Source organism: Pseudomonas sp. 1121_17 (genome assembly GCF_052850745.1).
This window is the reverse complement of sequence record NZ_VXCX01000009.1, coordinates 196698-217256: the sequence shown is the minus strand read 5'-3', so window position 1 is coordinate 217256 and position 20559 is coordinate 196698. Positions and strand designations below refer to the sequence as shown.

General features: G+C 61.0%; 17 protein-coding genes. 8 read left to right on the top strand and 9 right to left on the bottom strand.

Annotated elements, in window-relative coordinates:
• The first annotated feature begins 12 nt into the window (after nt 1-12).
• Nucleotides 13-1455 (top strand): glucose-6-phosphate dehydrogenase, encoded by a 1443-nt coding sequence (gene zwf, locus FW789_RS17535; RefSeq protein ID WP_101322823.1) that lies wholly within the window; start codon nt 13-15, stop codon nt 1453-1455.
• Here the strand turns inward: zwf and FW789_RS17530 are convergent.
• The gene (locus FW789_RS17530) at nt 1452-3818 is read right to left on the bottom strand and encodes a putative bifunctional diguanylate cyclase/phosphodiesterase (protein WP_446431797.1); all 2367 of its coding nucleotides are present in this window, start codon (nt 3816-3818) and stop codon (nt 1452-1454) included. The two genes, zwf and FW789_RS17530, sit on opposite strands and share 4 nt — an antisense overlap.
• Nucleotides 3819-4018: 200 nt before the next feature.
• Here FW789_RS17530 and uvrD point away from each other — a divergent pair, with 200 nt between their 5' ends.
• From uvrD to FW789_RS17515, 3 genes are all read left to right on the top strand, one after another.
• Nucleotides 4019-6202: a DNA helicase II gene (gene uvrD, locus FW789_RS17525; RefSeq protein ID WP_103435517.1), complete on the top strand. Its 2184-nt coding sequence runs from the start codon at nt 4019-4021 to the stop codon at nt 6200-6202.
• Nucleotides 6203-6336: 134 nt separating this feature from the next.
• Complete coding sequence (locus FW789_RS17520; RefSeq protein ID WP_103435516.1) at nt 6337-7191, top strand: Tim44 domain-containing protein; 855 nt, start codon at nt 6337-6339, stop codon at nt 7189-7191.
• A 112-nt stretch (nt 7192-7303) separates the two neighbouring features.
• Nucleotides 7304-7711: an SMI1/KNR4 family protein gene (locus FW789_RS17515; protein ID WP_101322819.1), complete on the top strand. Its 408-nt coding sequence runs from the start codon at nt 7304-7306 to the stop codon at nt 7709-7711.
• A gap of 50 nt (nt 7712-7761) precedes the next feature.
• Here the strand turns inward: FW789_RS17515 and FW789_RS17510 are convergent, their stop codons facing one another.
• A complete protein-coding gene (locus FW789_RS17510) occupies nt 7762-9522 on the bottom strand; it encodes a cation:proton antiporter (protein ID WP_186700303.1) in 1761 nt (586 codons plus the stop codon).
• 376 nt (nt 9523-9898) lie between these two features.
• Here FW789_RS17510 and FW789_RS17505 point away from each other — a divergent pair, with 376 nt between their 5' ends.
• Nucleotides 9899-10384, top strand: coding sequence for an acyl-CoA thioesterase (locus FW789_RS17505; protein WP_101322816.1), 486 nt, complete (start codon nt 9899-9901; stop codon nt 10382-10384).
• Here the strand turns inward: FW789_RS17505 and pdxY are convergent.
• Nucleotides 10381-11253, bottom strand: a complete 873-nt coding sequence (gene pdxY / locus FW789_RS17500) for a pyridoxal kinase PdxY (protein ID WP_186700301.1) — start codon at nt 11251-11253, stop codon at nt 10381-10383. The genes FW789_RS17505 and pdxY overlap by 4 nt on opposite strands.
• 120 nt (nt 11254-11373) lie before the next feature.
• Between pdxY and FW789_RS17495 the strand changes: the two genes are divergently transcribed.
• Entirely contained in the window at nt 11374-11775 is a 402-nt protein-coding gene (locus FW789_RS17495; protein WP_103435513.1) for a DUF3301 domain-containing protein, read from the top strand.
• Here the strand turns inward: FW789_RS17495 and FW789_RS17490 are convergent.
• Nucleotides 11766-12740: a CobW family GTP-binding protein gene (locus FW789_RS17490; RefSeq protein ID WP_446431796.1), complete on the bottom strand. Its 975-nt coding sequence runs from the start codon at nt 12738-12740 to the stop codon at nt 11766-11768. The two genes, FW789_RS17495 and FW789_RS17490, sit on opposite strands and share 10 nt — an antisense overlap.
• A 121-nt stretch (nt 12741-12861) precedes the next feature.
• On the bottom strand, nt 12862-14070 hold the full coding sequence (gene zigA / locus FW789_RS17485; protein WP_207072836.1) for a zinc metallochaperone GTPase ZigA: 1209 nt from the start codon (nt 14068-14070) through the stop codon (nt 12862-12864).
• Nucleotides 14071-14184: 114 nt separating this feature from the next.
• On the opposite strand from zigA, the gene folE2 reads away from it, so the two are divergent.
• Nucleotides 14185-15063: a GTP cyclohydrolase FolE2 gene (gene folE2, locus FW789_RS17480; RefSeq protein ID WP_446431795.1), complete on the top strand. Its 879-nt coding sequence runs from the start codon at nt 14185-14187 to the stop codon at nt 15061-15063.
• Between the two features lie 49 nt (nt 15064-15112).
• On the opposite strand, the gene FW789_RS17475 is transcribed toward folE2, so the two are convergent.
• Nucleotides 15113-15646 (bottom strand): DUF3617 domain-containing protein, encoded by a 534-nt coding sequence (locus tag FW789_RS17475; RefSeq protein ID WP_186700294.1) that lies wholly within the window; start codon nt 15644-15646, stop codon nt 15113-15115.
• Between the two features lie 130 nt (nt 15647-15776).
• Here FW789_RS17475 and cls point away from each other — a divergent pair, with 130 nt between their 5' ends.
• Nucleotides 15777-17216 carry a cardiolipin synthase gene (gene cls / locus FW789_RS17470; RefSeq protein ID WP_186700292.1) on the top strand — a complete coding sequence of 480 codons (1440 nt, stop codon included), beginning with the start codon at nt 15777-15779 and terminating at the stop codon, nt 17214-17216.
• Nucleotides 17217-17222: 6 nt separating this feature from the next.
• Here the strand turns inward: cls and cfaB are convergent, their stop codons facing one another.
• The 3 genes from cfaB to pobA all read right to left on the bottom strand — a co-directional run bounded on the left by cfaB (nt 17223) and on the right by pobA (nt 20467).
• Nucleotides 17223-18407, bottom strand: a complete 1185-nt coding sequence (gene cfaB / locus FW789_RS17465; protein ID WP_207072832.1) for a C17 cyclopropane fatty acid synthase CfaB — start codon at nt 18405-18407, stop codon at nt 17223-17225.
• Between the two features lie 88 nt (nt 18408-18495).
• A complete protein-coding gene (locus FW789_RS17460; protein ID WP_103435507.1) occupies nt 18496-19221 on the bottom strand; it encodes a transporter substrate-binding domain-containing protein in 726 nt (241 codons plus the stop codon).
• A 61-nt stretch (nt 19222-19282) separates the two neighbouring features.
• Complete coding sequence (gene pobA / locus FW789_RS17455; RefSeq protein ID WP_207072830.1) at nt 19283-20467, bottom strand: 4-hydroxybenzoate 3-monooxygenase; 1185 nt, start codon at nt 20465-20467, stop codon at nt 19283-19285.
• Between the last annotated feature and the right edge of the window lie 92 nt (nt 20468-20559).

Here is a 20559-nt window from a genome sequence, read left to right as displayed (position 1 = left end):
GAGAGTGGTGGCTTGACGATTCCTTGCGACATTCTGGTCTTTGGCGGCACCGGTGATCTGGCCCTGCACAAACTGCTGCCGGCGCTCTATCACCTGTACCGCGAGGCGCGCCTGCACAATGCCGTACGGATCATCGCGCTGGCACGGCGCAACCTGCACCGCGACGACTTCCTCAAGCTCGCCGAACGCCATTGCCGGGTGCAGATCGCCCGCAACGACTTCGATGAAGAGGTGTGGCGGCGCTTCTGCGCGCGGCTCGACTACTTCGCCATGGACGCCTCGCAGAGTGCCGACTTCGGCCGCCTGGCACGCTATCTGGGCGAGCCTGGCGGGCTGACCCGAGTGTTCTATCTGGCCACGGCGCCGCACCTGTTCGTACCGATCGCCACCCACCTGCGCATCGCCGGGTTGGCCGACCATGAAGCGCGCATCGTGCTGGAAAAACCCATCGGCCACTCGCTGCAGTCGGCTACCGCGATCAACCAGGCCATTGGTGAAGTGTTCGCCGAATCGCAGGTGTTCCGCATCGATCATTACCTGGGCAAAGAGACCGTGCAGAACCTGATGGCGCTGCGTTTTGCCAACGCCCTGCTGGAGCCGGTGTGGCGCAATGGCCAGGTCGATCATGTGCAGATCAGCGTGTGTGAAACCCTCGGTGTCGAGAGCCGCGGCGGCTACTACGACCGGGCCGGCGCCACCCGCGACATGCTGCAGAACCACCTGCTGCAGTTGCTCTGCCTGGTCGCCATGGAGCCGCCGGCGCAGTTCGAGGCCGAGGCCGTGCGCGACGAGAAGGTGAAGATTCTGCGCGCGCTCAAGCCCATCAGTGGCCAGGACGTGCAGGACAAGACCGTGCGCGGCCAGTACAGCGCCGGGCATATCGGCGGCCAGGAAGTGCCAGCCTACTATTTCGAGAAAGACGTCGACAACGACAGCGATACCGAAACCTTCGTCGCCGTTCAGGCGCAGATCGACAACTGGCGCTGGGCCGGCGTGCCGTTCTACCTGCGCACCGGCAAGCGCATGGCGCGTCGCTCGTCGCAGATTGTCATCCAGTTCAAGCCGGTGCCGCACGAGCTGTTCAGCGGCGGTCAGGTCAATCAATTGCTGATCCAGCTCCAGCCCGATGAGCGCATCAGCCTGCGCATGATGACCAAGACCCCGGGCAAAGGCATGCGTCTGGAGCCGGTCGAGCTGAACCTCAACCTCGCTCAGGCGTTCGGCCAGACCCGCCGCTGGGAAGCTTACGAGCGCTTGCTGCTGGACGTGCTCGACGGCGACTCGACGCTATTCATGCGCCGCGATGAGGTCGAAGCCGCCTGGGCCTGGATCGACCCGATCCTGCAGGGCTGGGAAGAGCACTTCCAGGCGCCGCGGCCATACCATGCCGGCAGCAATGGGCCAGAGCTGGCCAACAGCTTACTCAGCCGCCACGGCAGGCACTGGTACAGTTAAGCCCTGGCGGCGGCCGGGTTGCTCAGCAACCCTATAAAGACTGCCGCATCCACCGGCTTGCTGATCAGATAGCCTTGCGCCTCATCACAACCCTGGGCTCTGAGCACGTCCAGTTGCTCCTGGGTCTCGACACCCTCGGCCACGACCTTCAAACCGAGACTATTGGCCATGACGATAATCGCACGGGTGATCGCGGCGTCCTGACTGCCCTCGTGCAGCCCGCTGATGAAGGTCTGATCGATCTTCACGTAGTCCACCGGCAAGCGCTTCAGGTAACTTAGTGATGAATAGCCCGTGCCGAAGTCATCGATCGCCAGTTTGACCCCCAGCGCGTGCAACTGCTCGAAGATGGCGATGATGTGCTCGACGCTATCCAGCAGTTGGCTCTCGGTCAGCTCAAGCTCCAGTTGCTCTGGCGCCAGCCCGGTTTCTTCCAATACCTGGCGCACCAGGCTGACCAGCTTGCCTTGGCGCAGCTGATAGACCGACAGGTTGACCGAGACGCGAACCTGCACGCCCTCACGCAGCCACTGGCACGCCTGCCGGCAGGCCTGGCGCAGAACGAACTCGCCCATCGGCGCGATCAACCCGGTTTCTTCGGCCAGGCCAATGAACTCGCTGGGCGGGACCATGCCCAGTTGCGGATGCTGCCAACGCACCAATGCCTCGGCCGCATGCAGCTTGCCGCTGCGCAGGCACAGTTTGGGTTGGTAATAGACGCACAGCTGACCCTCATCGATGGCCTTGCGCAGCTGAATCTCCAGCTGCAGGCGCTCCAGGGTGCTGGCGCGAAGGCTCTCGGTGTAGAACTGGAAGTTGTCACCGCCCAGGTGCTTGGCGTGACGCTTGGCCATGTCCGCCTGGCTGATCAGGGTATTGCCATCGAACGCCGCGTCAGACAGCAGGCTGATGCCCACCGAGGCACTGATCACCACCTCATGATCATCCTGGCGCAACGGCACGCGCAGCTTGTCGAGCAAGCGGGTGGTCACCCGGACGAGGCTGGACAGGTTGCTATAGCCGTCAAACAGCACGGCAAACTCGTCGCCCGACAGGCGCGCCACGGTGTCGGCTTCGGGCACCGCATTGGCAATCCGCTGGGCGATCTTTTTCAGCAACTGGTCGGCCAGCTCGTGGCCAAGGCTTTCATTGAGCAATTTGAAGCGATCAAGGTCGATGTGCAGCAAGGCCAGGCTGCGACCGTTCAGCCGCGCGCGCTGGCCGGCCTCATGTACCCGCAAACGGAACAGCGCCCGGTTGGCCAGGCCGGTCAGCTCGTCATAGTGAGCGAGGTAGCGCAGCCGCTCTTCAGACGCGCGCCGCGCCGACAGATCGGTGAAAAAGCCGACGATATTGTTAAGCCTGCCAGACGCTCCGCGCACGGCTGTGAGTTGCAGCCACTGGGGATACAATTCGCCATTGCGGCGGGCTTCGACCAGCTCGCCCTGCCATTGGCCGTGCTGGGCCAGGGCATGCTCCATGGACTGCTGATAACGTCGGGCGTCGCTGCTGCAGGGCAGCTCGAGCAACTGGCGGGCGAGCAGCTCGGTAATGGAGTAGCCAGTCATCTGGCAGTAGGCCTGGTTGACGGCAAGCAAGGTGAAGTCGGCCGTGAGCACCACGATACCGTCGTTGCAGGCTTCAAATACCGACGACGCCAAGCGTTGCTGTTCTTCAAGCGCCTTTTGCGCGTAGATGCGCTGCAGATCTTCGTTCAGCGCCTGATTTTGAAAGCGCCGTAACAGGCTGCGATCGACCAACCGATGGACCTGCCAGGCGACCACCATCAGCGCTCCCAGCAGAATCAGCCCCAACCAACCCCAGCCGCGTTGCTGGCCGGCGTCGAAGTAGAACAGGAAGGCAATCGGCGGCAGCAGGCAGGGCAAGGCGAAACTGAGAAACGCCGGCAGGCTGACGGCATACGACACGCTGGCAGACAACGCCGCGACCCCAAGCAAGCCGAACACCCAGGCCTGCTGGACGAAATTGGCCACCGGCACCAGGGCAATCGCTGCGCTGGCCAGGGTCAGGCCACTGAACGCCGAGCCCAGCAGAAACATCCGCCGCCAGCTCAGGCTGGCCTGGCGCTGGGTCGGTGCGGCGTCGAACGCGGTGACCTGCACCAGGCGCAGCCCCGCCAGCGCCAGCAACCAGATCAGCCAGGTGCCCAGCAGCAGATAGCGTCCAGGGCTCCACAGCAGCCACGCGCAAAGCAGGCCGTTGAACAGCATCAATAGCGTAGGCAGCAGCGAGCCTTGATACAGCAGCCGGGTGCGCTCGATGGAAAGCTGAGTGGCGAATTGCCTGCGCACATTCCTCGACATCTGCGGCAATACGCCGACCGCCGTGCAATCCTGAGTCATGTCATTTTCTTGTTATTGGCTGGCGACAAAAAGTTGCCCGGATCTTACACAAGCGAAGGCGCAGGCCAAACTGCTCTGTGTCATCCAGTGCCGTTACCGGCGGATCGACATCACAGAACCGATGAACGGCTGGCGCCCGAGGTGAATATTTATACAGTAGAGATTTGCCCCCTCCCCCCACAGCAACCTAGAATGGCCGGATGCGCACAGACGACCTCTCCCTCCTGCTGAATTCCCTCAACGATGCCCAACGCCAGGCCGTAGCGGCCAAGGTCGGGCGTCAACTGGTGCTTGCTGGCGCCGGTTCCGGTAAAACCCGCGTGCTGGTACACCGTATCGCCTGGTTGATCCAGGTCGAACAGGCCTCGCCGCACTCGATCCTGTCGGTGACCTTCACCAACAAGGCTGCCGCCGAAATGCGCCAGCGGATCGAGCAACTGATGGGGATCAGCCCCGCCGGCATGTGGGTGGGTACCTTCCACGGCCTGGCCCACCGCTTGTTGCGGGCACACTGGCAGGAAGCCAAGCTGGCGCAGAACTTCCAGATTCTCGACAGCGATGACCAGCAGCGCCTGGTCAAACGGGTGATGCGCGAGCTGGGCCTGGATGAGCAGCGCTGGCCGGTGCGCCAGGCCCAGTGGTTCATCAATGGGCAGAAGGATGAAGGCCTGCGCCCGCAGCACATTCAAGCGGGCGGCGATCTGTTCCTGGCGACCATGCGCAGCGTTTATGAAGCTTACGAGCAAGCTTGCGAACGCGCCGGCGTGATCGACTTCTCCGAACTGCTGCTGCGTGCGCTGGACCTGTGGCGCGACAACCCGGGCCTGCTCGAGCACTACCAGCGGCGCTTCCGCCACCTGTTGGTGGATGAGTTCCAGGACACCAACGCCGTTCAGTACGCCTGGTTGCGCCTGCTCGCCAAAGGCGGCGACAGCCTGATGGCGGTGGGCGATGACGACCAGTCGATCTACGGCTGGCGCGGTGCCAAGATCGAGAACATCCATCAATACACCGAAGACTTCCCCGACGCCGAGATGATCCGCCTGGAGCAGAACTACCGCTCCACCGGCGGCATCCTCAAGGCCGCCAACGCCCTGATCGCCAACAACACCGACCGTCTCGGCAAAGAGCTGTGGACCGATGTCGGTGAAGGCGAGCCGCTGACCTTGTACGCCGCCTACAACGAGCACGACGAGGCACGTTATGTAGTCGAGTCGATCGAGAGCGTGATCAAGCAGGGCCATGCGCGCAGCGACATCGCCATTCTCTATCGCTCCAACGCCCAGTCGCGGGTGCTTGAAGAGGCCCTGCTGCGCGAACGCATCCCTTACCGGATCTACGGCGGCCAACGCTTCTTCGAGCGTGCCGAAATCAAGAACGCCATGGCCTACCTGCGCCTGCTCGAGGGCCGTGGCAACGACGCCGCGCTGGAGCGGGTGATCAACGTTCCACCGCGTGGCATCGGCGAAAAGACGGTTGAAGCGATCCGCGATCACGCTCGCCACGCGCAGCTGTCGATGTGGGAAGCGATGTGCCAGCTGATCGCCGCCAAAGGCCTCAAAGGCCGTGCCGCGAGTGCGCTGGGTGCCTTTATCGAGTTGATCGAAGGGCTGGCCGCCAAAGCCGTCGAAATGCCACTGCACGTCATGACCCAGACCGTCATCGAGCAGTCCGGGCTGATCATCTATCATCAGGAAGAAAAAGGTGAAAAGGGCCAGGCACGGGTAGAAAACCTTGAGGAGCTGGTCAGCGCTGCGCGTAACTTCGAAAGCAGCGACGAAGACGCCGACCTGTCGCCGCTGTCGGCCTTCCTCGGCCACGCCTCGCTGGAAGCCGGTGAGTCGCAGGCTGATGAGCACGAAGACAGCGTGCAACTGATGACCCTGCACAGCGCCAAGGGCCTGGAATTCCCCTACGTGTTCCTGGTCGGCCTGGAAGAAGGCCTGTTCCCGCACAAGATGAGCCTGGAAGAACCTGGCCGCCTGGCCGAAGAGCGCCGACTGGCATATGTCGGCATCACCCGGGCCATGCGCCAGCTGTTCATGACCTACGCCGAGACGCGTCGTCTGTATGGCAGTGAGACCTATAACAAGGTCTCGCGCTTCGTCCGCGAAATCCCCGCTGGGCTGGTGCAGGAAGTGCGCCTGTCGAACTCGGTCAGCCGCCCGTTCGGTGGCTCGCAGGCGCCGGCCAGCAGTATTTTTGCCAATGCCAACATCCCGCAGACTTCGTTCAACCTTGGTCAGCGCGTGCAGCACTCGGTGTTTGGTGAGGGCGTGATCCTCAACTTCGAGGGCTCCGGCGCTCAGGCGCGGGTGCAGGTGAATTTCGCCGAGGGCAGCAAATGGCTGATGCTTGGTTACGCCAAGCTCGAGGCCATCTGAGCCAACTCGGATGCCTGAGCGGTTGCGGAATGACCGTTCAGGCAAAAGCTCGAAACATTATGCCGCTGGTCATGTCTGCTACAACATGTGCAACATGACGCGCGTGCAATCCACAATTAGGGGATATCCCACTTATGCAACGTTTTCTTAGCATCGCCCTGGCGCTGTGCCTCGGCCTGACGCTGAGCCTGGACGCCAACGCCAAACGCTTCGGCGGCGGCAAGAGCTCGGGCGCCGCGCCTATGCACCAGACTCGCCAGGCTACGCCAAACACTCCAGCTGCCGCACCGAATGCTGCAGGTCGTGCGCCGGCCGCCGCCAGCGGTGCTTCGCGCTGGTTGGGCCCACTCGCCGGCCTCGCCGCCGGTGGTCTGCTGGCCTCCATGTTCATGGGTGACGGTTTCCAGGGCATGCAGATCATGGACTTCCTGATCATGGGCCTGATCGCCTTCCTGGTGTTCCGCTTCATCGCTGCGCGTCGCCGCAAGCAACAGCCACAAGTTGCTGCTGCCGGCCATGCACCGTTCCAGCGTGAGGCTTACAACCAGCAAGCAGCGCAGCCGTCGATCTTCGGTGGTTCTGCAGCACCTGTTGCCGCCGCACCTGCGATCAACGCGCCAGCCTGGTTCAACGAGCAAAGCTTCCTGAATGCCGCCCGTAGCCACTTCCAGACGCTGCAGCAGCACTGGGACGCCAACGAGATGGACAAGATCTCCGAGTTCGTGACCCCGCAACTGCTTGAGTTCCTCAAGCGCGAGCGCGCTGACCTGGGTGATGGCTTCCAGTCCACCTACATCGACAACCTCGATGTGCAGCTGGACGGTGTCGAAGATCGCGCCGACAAGACCATCGCCACCCTGACCTTCAGCGGTGTGTCGAAAACCTCGCGTTTCGACCAGGGCGAGGCGTTCAGCGAAAGCTGGCACATGGAGCGCGCCCAAGGCGACAACCAGCCTTGGCTGGTCGCCGGTATCCGCCAAAACGGCTGATCCAGGCTCGCTGCATAAAAAACCCCGGGCTTGCCCGGGGTTTTTGCTTTTGCCAGAGCGCCCTACTAGGGTATAACCCGCAGCGTTGTCATCAAGCGAGAGGATGTGAACCGTGGAAGAAGTGATCGAACAACTGCGTGAAGCCAATGAGCCGGTGCCGGTGCCCCTGGAGCTTCCTGACGAAGATCAGTTGGTCGAAGTCGAGGAGCAGCTGTTCATCAATATTCCGTTCGTGTTCAAGGAATATCTGCTGACAGTCAGCGATGTGATCTACGGCAGCCTGGAGCCGGTCACCGTCACCGACCCACAGTCACACACCTATCTGCCGGAAGTTGCTGCCAACGCCTGGGATGCTGGCGTACCACGCGAGCTTATCCCGATCTGTCAGGATGGCGAGAACTACTACTGCGTCGAAGAAGACGGCACCGTGGTGCTGTGGTCGGGCGAAGAAGAGCTGGTCACCGAAGAAAGCTGGGAATCGGTCTGGCACTGGGCGCGCGACGTCTGGCTGGAAAGCTGATCCGGCTCAATGCAATCGCGGCGCACTCTGCACCGCGATTGCGTTGAATGTCAGTGGGCCTGATCGCGGTTGTTTTCCAGGGTTTCGAGCAGAGCGATCTGCATCCGCGTGTGCACGCGGATGAACCAACGCCACAGCACCGCGACAACCACCGCAGCAACCACCACGATCACCAGCAGCAGCTCGTTGGTCGGCAAGATACTCGCCGACAACGCCGACAGCAGCAGGAAGATCACCAGCAGTGACAACAACGGAATAACCTCGGCGATCACCCGCCGGACCCGCTGCGTATGCCGCCCGGCCATTTCTGGCTTGACCCCCATCTCCGCCAACAGCATCGACAGCGCCTTGAGCTTGCGGTACGCCGCAATCAGGAACGGCAGCGACAGCAACAGCGCGGCGCCCCAGATCAGCGCCTTCTGCTGACTGACATCGCCCAACCACTCGTTCAGCCACAGGCCGATCCGCTCGGCAAAGTAGCCCCCGGTAAAGAAGATCGCGATCACCAACGCCAGGTTGACCCCAACCTGCAGCAGGATGCGTCGGATCATCGCCGCGAGCATGGCGCCCTCACCTTGCGGCTGGATGCTGCGCAGCCATTCGCCATACAGCGACAGCACCCGCGACAACCGGCTGGGCATGATCTGGCCAAGCTTGATCGATAACGGATCAGCCGCCCGAATCAGATACGGCGTAAGCAAGGTGGTAATCGCCGAGACCGCCACCGCTACCGGGTAGAGAAAGTCGCTGGTGACCTGCAAGGTCATGCCCAACGCGGCGATGATGAACGAGAACTCGCCAATCTGTGACAGGCCCATGCCCACCCGCAGCGAAGTACGCCCATCATTGCCGGCAATGAACGCACCCATGCCGCACGAGAGCATCTTGCCCAGCACCACGGCAAAGGTAATCACCACAATTGGCCAGGCGTAGTCGACCAGCACCTGCGGGTCGATCATCAGGCCGATGGCCACGAAGAAGATCGCGCTGAACATGTCGCGTACCGGCTCGATCAAGCGCTCGATCGTCAGCAGTTGCCGCGACTCGGCCATGATCGCGCCGATCAGGAACGCACCGAGGACCATGCTGTACTCGAGCTTGACCACCAGCAGGCAGAAGCCGAAGCACAGCCCCAGCACGGTGATCAGGAGCATCTCGTTGCTTTCGAACTTGGCAACGTAAGCCAGCAGCCGCGGCACCAGCAGAATGCCGATAACCAACGCCACGATCATGAACAGCGACAGCTTGCCGACTGTGGAGAAGACTTCGCCAGAGCTTACCGAGCCGCTGACGGCGATACCCGAGAGCAAGGCGATGATGCCGATACCGAGGATGTCCTCGACGATCAGCACGCCGAAGATCAACTGCGCGAAGCGCTCGTTCTTCATCTTCAGGTCATTGAGGGCTTTCACTATGATGGTGGTCGAGGAAATCGCCAGGATCGCGCCGAGGAATAGCGAGTCCATGGTGTTCCAGCCGAACCAGCGGCCGATTTCGAAACCGATCCAGATCATCAGGACGATTTCCAGGAAGGCAGCAATAAATGCTGTGGCACCCACCTTGAACAACTTGCGCAGGCTGAACTCAAGGCCCAGGCAGAACATCAGGAAGATCACCCCAAGCTCGGCCAGGGTCTTGATCGTGTCTTCGTCGTGAATGAGGCCAAATGGCGGGGTGTGCGGGCCGATGATGAAGCCGGCAACGATGTAACCCAGGACCACCGGTTGCTTCAACCGATGAAAGACGATGGTGACCACGCCCGCCACCAACATGATTACGGCAAGATCCTGGATGAAGCTTATGGCATGCATGGCGCGCTACTCCTTGTTCACGGTGCCAGAGCAGACCGCTCCTCCGCTGAGGCGAACCTGAGCGGGCAGCAAGTACATACTGTGATTAAAGCGGGAAAGCCCATGTTGCATGGGCCGACTCAGGTTACCATCGCGCCCGGAAGCAAAACGTCTGCGCAATATGCAGAAACAGATCGGTTGATGTGCTGCTGCACGTTTTGTGATGCGAGCTTCGACCGCTGCCCGCTTGTGGTGCACACACCGCTGACGGCCCATGCGCGTGACGACGGAGCGCTCTGCGGCGTCCCGTATCTAGATCGGAAATTTCAACAGGGGGTACCAAGAAGTGTCTGCAGATACCAGCCCCGATTCAGCGCAATCTCACCGTGAGCACTCTATGGAACCTGGAAACGCCCAGCTGACTATGACCGTCCTGATGACCCCGGACATGGCCAACTTCTCCGGCAACGTACACGGCGGCACCTTGCTCAAATACCTCGACGAGGTGGCCTATGCGTGCGCCAGCCGTTATGCGGGTACGTATGTAGTGACCCTGTCGGTCGATCAGGTAGTGTTCCGCGAGCCCGTGCATGTCGGTGAGCTGGTGACGTTCATGGCATCGGTCAACTACACCGGCAATACGTCGATGGAAGTCGGCATCAAAGTGGTGACCGAGAACATTCGTGAGCGCTCCGTTCGCCACTCCAACAGCTGCTTCTTCACCATGGTCGCGGTGGATGACAATCGCCGGCCAGTCCCGGTCCCGGCGCGCCTGCCGCAAAGCAGCGAAGAAAAACGCCGCTTTCTCCAAGGAAAACAGCGCCGGCAGATCCGTCAGGAGCTGGAAAAACGCTACCAGGACCTGAAAACCGACTCGATTTAAACGCTCAGGCGCTGCGCTTCGAAACGCACCCGCGGATGGGCAATGCGATCCTGGGCTCGCACCAGCTGCAGTTCGTAGCTGGCGCAGGCTTGGGTTTCCAGCAGCACCTCATGGACAGCCGCTGCGGTGTATTCAAACGCTTGCAGCCAGCTGTCGCCCAGCAGCACGCGAGCCAGGAACAGCCCTGAGGTGAGGTCACCGACGCCAACCGGCTGGCGTGGGAAGCACAGCAACGGTCGGCGCAGGTGCCAGCAGTCTTCGCCGGTTACCAGCAGCATTTCGAAAGAATCGTCGGCGCGGCCGGGATAGCTCAGGTGCTTGACCAGCACAACCTGCGGCCCGCGGGCGAGCAGGTTGCGCGCCATGGCCACGCAATCTTCCAGCGACTGCGCCTTGCGCCCGCTGAAGCTGTCCAGCTCAAGCTGGTTAGGGCAGAGAATATCGGCCTTGGCCGCGGCCTGTTGCAGGAGAAACTCGCTGACCTCGGCCGGCACGCTGCAGCCCTTCTCGGCATGGCCCATGACCGGGTCGCACAGATACAGCGCCTTGGGGTTGACCGCCTTGATCCGCTCGACGCCGGCCAGAATCGCCCGGCCCTGCTCGGCGCTACCCAGATACCCGGACAACACCGCATCGCAGTTGCCCAGCTCGCCGATGCTGGCAATGCCTTCCACCAACGCAGGAATTTGCGCTGGAGCAAGCACTTCTCCGGCCCACTGGCCATACTGAGTATGGTTGGAGAACTGCACCGTGTTCAGCGGCCAGACATTCACGCCTATGCGCTGCATGGGAAACACCGCGGCGCTGTTTCCGGCGTGGCCGAAGACCACATGGGATTGGATCGCGAGCAAGTGCGGCGTGCGTTTCATGCAGAGGTTTCCAAAACTGATTTCAAGATAAGAACGTCGCGCAGTATGAACCCGATTGCCACCTGTACGACAGGCCAGGGACGCAGTTAAGCTGGATCTACCTGTTTGGAGCATATGCAAATGTTGACCCTGGAGAACCTCTTCGTCCTGATGCTGCTGGCCAGCGGCGGCGCCTGGCTGTGGCATAACCACGGGCTGCGCGAGAAAGCCCTCGAGCGGGTCAAACAGCATTGCGCCAAACTCGACCTGGAGCTGCTGGACGAGGCCGTAGCGCTCAAGCGTATTGGCTTTGTCCGCGACGCCAACGGCCGCAAGCGCCTGGCGCGGATCTACAACTTCGAGTTCACCGTGACGGGCGAGCAGCGCCATCCGGGTACGGTCACACAGTTTGGTGCACACACCATGCAGATTGAACTGGCGCCCTACCCGTTCGAGATAAAGCCGGCGCCACGCAGCGACAACGTGATCGAGATGCAGCAGTGGCGCCAGGAGCACAACCGCTGGAGCAACGATCAGCGCTGAATACGGCAGTCGGCCATGGCCTGCTGCAGCGCAGCTACAGGCTGCTCTTGCTCGAAGATCAGCTCCAGCCGTGAATCCTTGCGCCATTCGCTGGGCTGCCACCGCAAAGCGCCGTCAGCTAGCCCGTTGAACGACTGCCAGCCAGTTGTGCTGTGGATAACTCCTTTGGCTCTGAGCCAGGGCGTGGTACTCAGAAAATGCTCGATACGGCCTTGTTCGAAGCATTGGGATGGATGCCAGCGCCAGCCACAGCTCCAAGCACCTTCGCCTTTTTTAGCGGCAAACAATGGCTTGTCGCTACTTGTCCACAATGAGCCGGCTGGGTGGAGATAGTTATCCTCAGGCAACGGCGCAACCGTCAAAGTATGGGTCGGGTCTGTGGAAAACTGTAAAAGTTCTGCGATTGCCAGCCGTCCTTGTTCGGTCCAGAAAGCGGGTTTGCCGGATAACTGCGCGGTTATCGCCAGCCGCTGAGAGCTATCCACAGCGTCGGCCTTGTTGATTATCAACAACTCCGCTGCCGCCAGCGCTTGTTGCTGCGCCTCTGCCAAGCGCTCTCCCCTGACCAATGCTGACGCATCCAGTACCATGATCAGGTGCTGCAACTGCAGTATGCCGGCCCAGGGCGCCTGGCTTAGCTGCTGCAACAGCTGCAACGGATGACCCAGGCCGGACGGCTCGATAAACAGCCGGTCCGGGCGAGCTTTGCGCAGCAGCCGACCCAGCCCAACCTGAAACGGCACGCCATTGACGCAGCACAAGCAGCCACCGGCAACCTCAGCGATGGCAACGCCGTCTTCATCACGGTGCAACAGCGCAGCGTCCAGGCCAATCTGGCCAAACTCGTTGACCAGCACTGCCCAGCGCTCATTGGCAGGCCTTTGCGCAAGCAAATGGCCAATCAGGCTGGTCTTGCCGGCTCCTAGAGGGCCGGCAACAATGTGGGTGGGGATGTTCTTGAGCATGCTGATGGTTCTGCGCAGAGCGAGGCAAAGCGGCCCCGTAACCGGAAGCGTCCACTATGCCCCGCCCGCTCAGGCAGTCAAGGCCAGCCTGCGTATCGCAAGGTTATCCACAGGCATCGTTTTACGCTGCCATATCTTCATGCCACGCGCCGAAAGGGTCTGAAAATTTCAGCCACGCGTCAGAACCAGCGGCCATCTCCTCATCGGTTAATAGGCACGCATCCAGCGCTGTGGATAACTGTGCAAAGTCGATATTCTGCCCGATGAATACCAGTTCCTGGCGGCAATCACCGGCTTCCTCACTCCAGTGACCAAGGATCGCAGCTTTGCTGGCGTCGTCCTGCGGCCACTGGTCCTCCGGCACAAAACACCACCAGCGCCCCGCATAGCTGTAGCGCATCATGCCGCCCGCCTGCGACCAACTACCCGCCTCCTGATACTTGCTGGCAAGCCAGAAGAAGCCTTTCGAGCGCAGCAGTCGGCCGTTGGTCCATGGCTTGTGGATAAAGTCGAAGAACCGCTGCGGGTGCAGTGGCCGACGCGCCTGCCAGGAGCTTGCGGCGATGCCGTATTCCTCGGTCTCTGGTACGTGCTCGCCGCGCAGCTCCTGCAGCCAGCCGGGCGCCTGCGCTGCCTGCTCGAAGTCGAACAGCCCGGTGTCGAGAATCTGCGCCAGGGGCACCTGGCCCATCAGCATCGGCACGATTTGCGCGCGGGCATTGAGGCTGCGCAGGATCGCCATTAGCTCGTTGCGCTGGTCCTGGCCGATCAGGTCGATCTTGCTCAGCAGCAGCACATCGGCGAACTCGATCTGCTCGATCAGTAGGTCACTGATCGAACGCTCATCGTCTTCGCCCAGCGTCTCACCGCGGCTGGCCAAGGTATCTGCGGCCTGGTAGTCGCGCAGAAAATTCAACCCGTCGACCACGGTCACCATGGTGTCGAGCCGGGCCAGGTCAGACAGGCTCCGACCTTGTTCATCGCGGAAGGTGAAGGTCTCGGCGACTGGTAGCGGTTCGGAGATGCCGGTCGACTCGATAAGCAGGTAATCGAAGCGGCCGTCCTCGGCCAGCCGGGCCACTTCTTCGAGCAGGTCTTCGCGCAGGGTGCAGCAGATGCAGCCGTTGCTCATCTCGATCAGTTTTTCCTCGGCGCGGTTGAGGCTGACGTTGCGCTGTACTTCGCTGGCATCGATATTGATTTCGCTCATGTCGTTGACGATGACGGCGACGCGCAGGTTATCGCGGTTGCGCAGCACATGATTGAGCAATGTGCTTTTGCCTGCGCCAAGAAAGCCAGACAGCACGGTGACGGGGAGACGGGTGGACATGGCAAACCTCATCAGGCGAACGCATTCGAAACGATGCATTTGCTTAATGTTATATTATAACAATACAATTTGGCCAACCCGTCCTGCGAATAATCTCTCCCGGAAGTCTCCCTCATGATCCTGCCCGATATTGCTGCACAGATGGACGCACAGGCCCTGCCGCTGGATTGGGTCGGCATGCAAGGCATCGCGCTGCCCGTGACCATCGAGGGGCACCGGGTGAGTGCTCGCGCCAGCGCAGGCGTCAATCTGGTTGATGGACGCTCGCGCGGTATCCACATGTCGCGCTTGTACCTGGCATTGCAAAGCATTGAGCAGGACGAACTGTCGCCTCTTGTCTTGCGCCGCCTGCTCAGCGAGTTCCTCGACACCCACGAAGGCCTGTCTACGGCCGCTCATTGCAGTCTGAGTTTTGATTATCTGGTCAATCGACCGGCGTTGATCAGCTCACTAGCCGGCTGGAAGAGCTATCCAATAACCGTTGATGCGTCGATCAAAAACGAAATGTTCCACGTGGAACTATTCGTGCGGATTGCCTATTCCTCGACATGCCCATGCTCCGCTGCGCTGGCGCGTCAGCTTATTCAGCAGCAGTTCCTGGATGATTTCGCTGGTGTGGAACTGCAGGAAGAGGCAGTGCTTGCCTGGCTCGGCAGCAGTGAAGGCATCGTCGCCACACCGCACAGCCAGCGCAGCGAAGCACAAATCAAGGTGCGGTTAGCCACGAACGACGACACAATGCCTTTCAGAGTACTGATAGATAGCATGGAGGCAGCATTGGGCACTGCGGTGCAGACAGCGGTGAAGCGCGCCGATGAGCAGGCCTTTGCTTTAGCCAATGGGCAGAACCTGATGTTCTGCGAAGATGCTGCCCGCCGCCTGCATGTAGCGGTGCAGGCGCTGCCTTGGGCAAATGGATTCAGCGTAAAGGTCGAGCATGCAGAGAGCCTGCATGCGCACGATGCGGTAGCCGTCAGCGAATGGCGCTGGTGAAACAGCAACCGGCTGCTGGGTTGGCAGCCGGTTGCAACAACAGCAGCGCTTAGCCTCCCACCCGTGGCTTGACCGTGCCACAGTCGCTACCCAGCCACAGCGCGCGGGTATTCATGCTGCCCCTCTGTTCCACACCCGAGGCATTGAAGGTGCCGTTGACCTTGGTGGTGAATTCGCGGTCACTGAGGAACGTCGCTTCACCCTGACCCTGCGCTTTCGGGCAGCTGAATTCAAACTTCCAGACCTTGCCGGTGCGGTCAGTGATCTTCTGGGTGCAGCCGGACTTGGGGTCCTGCAGCGGAATATCGTCGGTCTTGACCTGCTCCGGTGTCAGGCACGAGCGCACGCCATTGCCACCAACGGTGATACCTTGCTTAGCCAGCACGCCTTCCATCATCGCCCGTTGCTCAGGCGGCAGGTTCTTCAGCTGACCAAGCATGAAGCCCATGTCGGGCAGCGCTTTGCCATCGACCTGCATGTCGCTGGTGGTCAGCTCCCACAGCCCAGGCTGGAGCATTTGTGCGTGGACCAATGGGCTGGTCAGACCCACGACCAGGGCGAACAGGGGCAGGCGGATGTTCATCAATAAATGCTCCTTGGCATAACCGGGCAACTGGCCGGACTCAGCTTAGACGTCAAATTTGTCAGTCAGTTGCACGCTACACTAGCCCCGTGGTCTGTTATCAGTAGTGTTTTCAGCAAGCAGGATGCACATGGATTACCACAGCCCCTATTTCTTCGGTTACGTGATTGGCTTCACTCATTTATTGGGGATGGTAGCTGCACTGCATGCCGTGCTCACCGTGCGCACTGCCCAGGGCGCAATTGCTTGGGCGATGCCGTTGCTGTTCATCCCGTATCTGGCATTGATCCCTTATCTAGTCTTCGGCGCCCGCTCGTTCAACGCCTATATCAAGGCGCGCCGTCAGGCCAACCAGGAAATGCACGTGGCGATGGCCAACCTGAACTGGCGGCCATGGGTTGAAGAAGCATTGGCGGCGCGCGAGTCGGACAGTTACAAGGCCCTGCGCGCCATGCCCAAGCTCGGTCGCATGCCGTGCCTGGCGAACAACCAGGTCAAGCTGCTGATCAATGGCCGGGCTACCTTTGACGCGATCTTTGCTGCGATCGACAAAGCGCGGCAAGCGGTGTTGGTCCAGTTTTTCATCATCCACGACGACTTCGTCGGCCGCGAGCTACAGCAACTGCTGTTGCGCAAGGCTGGCGAGGGTGTGCAGATTTTCGTCCTCTACGACCGCATCGGCAGCCATGCGCTGCCCGCCAGCTATGTGAAGGAACTACGCGATGGCGGTGTGCAGGTAAAGGCTTTCGCCACACGCGGCGGCTGGTTCAACCGCTTTCAGGTCAACTTCCGCAACCACCGCAAGATCGTCGTGGCCGATGGTGAAGTCGGCTTTATCGGTGGGCATAACGTGGGCGATGAATACCTGGGCGGCAACCCGCGGCTGTCCCCTTGGCGCGATACTCATGTACAGATCAACGGCCCCGCCGTGGCCTGCCTGCAGGAGTCATTCGCCGAGGACTGGTACTGGGCCACGCGCGAGCTGTCGCCGCTGATTCTGCAAGACACCTACCCGGACAACGGCGTGCTCTGCCAGCTGCTGGCGAGCGGCCCGGCTGATCCCCAGGAAACCTGCTCGCTGTTCTTCGTCGAGGCTATCCATTCGGCGGTGCATCGGGTGTGGATAACCACGCCGTACTTCATCCCCGATGAGGCCGTGTTTGCCGCATTGCGCCTGGCGGTGATGCGTGGCGTGGACGTGCGCGTGCTGATTCCGGCGCGACCGGACCACCGCGTGGTCTACGCCGCTTCCAGCCTGTTTGCCTTCGAAGCGGTGCGCGCCGGCGTGCGCATGTTCCGCTACCAGCCAGGCTTCCTGCATCAGAAGGTTGTGTTGGTTGACGATGAGGTCAGCGCCATTGGCAGCGCCAACCTGGACAACCGCTCGTTCAGGCTGAATTTCGAAATCACCCTGCTGACCGTGGACCGCGCGTTTGCCGATCAGGTCGAGGCGATGTTGCAGGAGGACTTCTCCCACTCTAGGGAGATCACCGCCGAGGACAGCCGCGATACCCATCGCCTGCAACAGCTTGGGATGCGTATCGCTCGGCTGATATCTCCGGTGCTTTGAGAGCGCTCAGCGATACAGATCTTCGCGCGTCCATGGCAGATCGTGGTGGCCATCGGCATAGGGTTTGACTGCAAGAATCTGGTGCAGGTTGATCCAGCCCTTGCTGAAGGCATAGGCACACCCCGCCAGATACAGCCGCCAGATACGCAGGGTCTTGGCCGGCACTATCGCTGCTGCCCGGTGCAGCTGGTGCTCGAGGTTTTCACTCCACTGATGCAGCGTCTTCGCGTAATGCAAGCGCAGGCTCTCGACATCCACCACCTCGAGCCCGGCGGTGCAGATGCTGCTACTGATCATCGACAGATGCGGCAGCTCGCCATTGGGGAACACGTAACGGTCGATGAACGCGCCCGCCCCTCTACCCACCGGTCGGCCATCCACATGCCGCGCCGTGATGCCATGATTCATCACCACCCCGCCCTCACGCACGGCGCCGAACAACGTTTGGCAATACAGGTCAAGGTTGGCATGGCCGACATGCTCGAACATGCCGACACTGACCACCTTATCGAAGCGGCCATCCTGCGGCAGATCGCGGTAGTCGAGAATCTGCAGGTCGACCCGCTTATCTAGCCCCTCCTCCTGGACCCGCTGGCGCGCCAGCTTGAGTTGCTCCTTGCTCAAGGTGATGCCGAACACCTTGGCACCATACTCACGCGCAGCGAAACGCGCCAGCCCGCCCCAGCCACAGCCGACGTCCAACAGATAGTCGTCCTGCTGCAGGCGCAGCTTGCGACACAGGTGGTCGAACTTGTCTTGCTGGGCCTGATCAAGGGTGTTGTCCGGCTCCTTGAAGTAGGCGCACGAGTAGGCCATGTCCTGGTCCAGCCATAGCTGGTAGAACTCATTGGACACGTCGTAGTGGTAGGAGATGGCCTGCGCATCGGTGTGCTTGTCGTGCGCAGAGCGTACCGGTGAAGTGTCCTGCTGCCCCACCAGCAAGGCATCGCTGAGCTCATCGCAGACACGAATCGCCTCGCCGATGTCGCCTTCCAACTCCAGCTTGCCTTCAACGAACGCAGAGCCCAGCTCACCCATGCTGGGGTGGCTGAGCTGGCTGATCAGCTGCGGTTCCTTGATCAGGATAGTGACCTGAGGGCTAGGCCCCAGATCGAACTGATTGCCGTCCCAAAGCTTGAGACGCAAGGGTAAACGCAGCTGCTGCAGTGCGGGTGGAAGTTGCGCTTGCATGAAAAAGTCCCCCGTGTGAAGTTCGGACGTCTTCGCAACAGGGTAGTACAGCTACTCAGCCAGGGAGCTGACGCTGGTCGGCCCAGGGTCAGCGAGGCGCGCTGACGTCAGTCTGACCGCTCGCCAACAACGCCCCACGGACAAAGCCTTCCGCCAGGCGTCGCTCGATGAACGCGCGAACGTATGCAGCGCCGGCATCCCTGCCGCGTGGCACTGCCATGGCCTGGCGAATAGCAGTAAACGAGCCGTCCATTACCCGGTACTCGGAGTTATCCAAGGCAAACTGCTCCAGCGGCTGACGCACCCCTGCAGCGGCATCCAGCCCGTTGGCGATGAACAGATCCACGGCGGCAGGGGATGTGTCTGCACGCTCCAACTGCGCATGCTGCAGGGTACGGGAAAGATACAGATCATAGGCCGCGCCCTTGCCCACAGCGATACGGGTTTGAGCCTGATCAAGCTCGTCCACGTGCTGCCAGGCTGAATCACGTTTGACCAGATAGGTACCTTCGATAAGCACATAGGGCTCGGTGAAATCGATCTGAGCGGCCCGCACCGGCTCGATCGCCAGGAACGCGACGCGCCACAGGTCTTGGTCCAACGCCGCAAACACCTTGCCCGCGGCGTCGAATCCGGTTATCTGCAATTCGACACCGAGTTCAGCGGCGAGCGCCTTGGCCAAGGCAACGGACACACCCAAGGGTGTGCCATCAGCACCCTGCTGGGCGAGGACCGGATTGCCGTAGTTGATCGCAACTCGCAGCGTTCCTTCGGGAGCAAGATCGGCTAATACTTCTGGGGTCATTCCGTGCATGTAAGGGTTCCGCTGCAATGGCTGGCTGGATTGCCGAGGGTATAGGTGTGGCGTCCATCATTCACTCCACCGCCTCGTACGGCAAGCCAACATAGTTCTCCGCAATCGTCTTACGCCCGGCTTCGGAGCTCACGAAGTATTCCAGCTCGGTCTGCTGCATGCGTTGACTGAAGGCGTCGGTGCCGGGGAATTGATGCAACACCGAGGTCATCCACCAAGAGAAGCGTTCGGCCTTCCAGACTCGGCGCAGGCAGATCTGCGAGTAACGCTCGAGCAGGTCCTGGCGGCCTTCGCGGTAGTACTTGAGAAGGATTCGGTAAAGGGTGCTGACGTCGCTGGCGGCCAGGTTCAAGCCCTTGGCGCCGGTAGGCGGAACGATGTGGGCGGCATCCCCGACCAGGAACAGGTGGCCATACTGCATTGGCTCGACCACGAAGCTGCGCAGCGGCGCGATGCTTTTCTCGATGGAGGGGCCGGTAATCAGCTTGGCGGCAACGGCTTCGGGCAGACGGCTTTTGAGTTCATCCCAGAAGCGCTGATCCGACCAGTCTTCGACTTTTTCATCGCTGGCGACCTGCACGTAGTAACGAGTGCGCGTGGGCGAGCGCATGCTGCACAGGGCAAAGCCGCGCTCATGGCTGGCGTAGATCAGTTCTTCGTTGACCGGCGGCGTATCGGCCAGTACACCCAGCCAGCCGAACGGATACACCCGTTCGAATTGCTTGAGCACGCCGTCCGGGATCGATTTGCGGGAAACCCCGTGATAGCCATCGCAGCCGGCGATCAGGTCGCAATCGATGCGCACCTGGTTACCGTCCTGGATGAACGTGACGTAAGGCTTGTCGCCCTTCAACTCGTGCAGTTGCACATCACTGGCGTCGTAGTAGGTAGGCGCACCACTTTGCCGGCGAGCCTGCATGAGGTCGCGGGTGACCTCGGTCTGGCCGTAGATCATCACGGTCTTGCCGCCAGTCAGTTCGCGCAGGTTGATGTGCTCGACACGACCATTGAAGGCCAGTTCGAAACCATCGTGCACCAGCCCTTCCTGATCCATCCGTGCACCAACACCCGCCTCGCGCAGCAGATCGACCATGCCCTGCTCAAGCACGCCGGCGCGGATTCGGCCGAGGACATAGTCAGGGCTCTGGCGCTCGATGATCACGTTGTCGATACCGGCGTTCTGCAGCAGCTGGCCGAGCAGCAGTCCAGACGGACCCGCCCCGATAATGGCAATTTGAGTCTTCATTGTTCTTATCCTCATGAGCCGGGGCTCAGGGTTACGATTAGTCGTTCTGTATTTTTCGCAGATAGAGGTTCCATAAGAAGGCACTTTCTGCT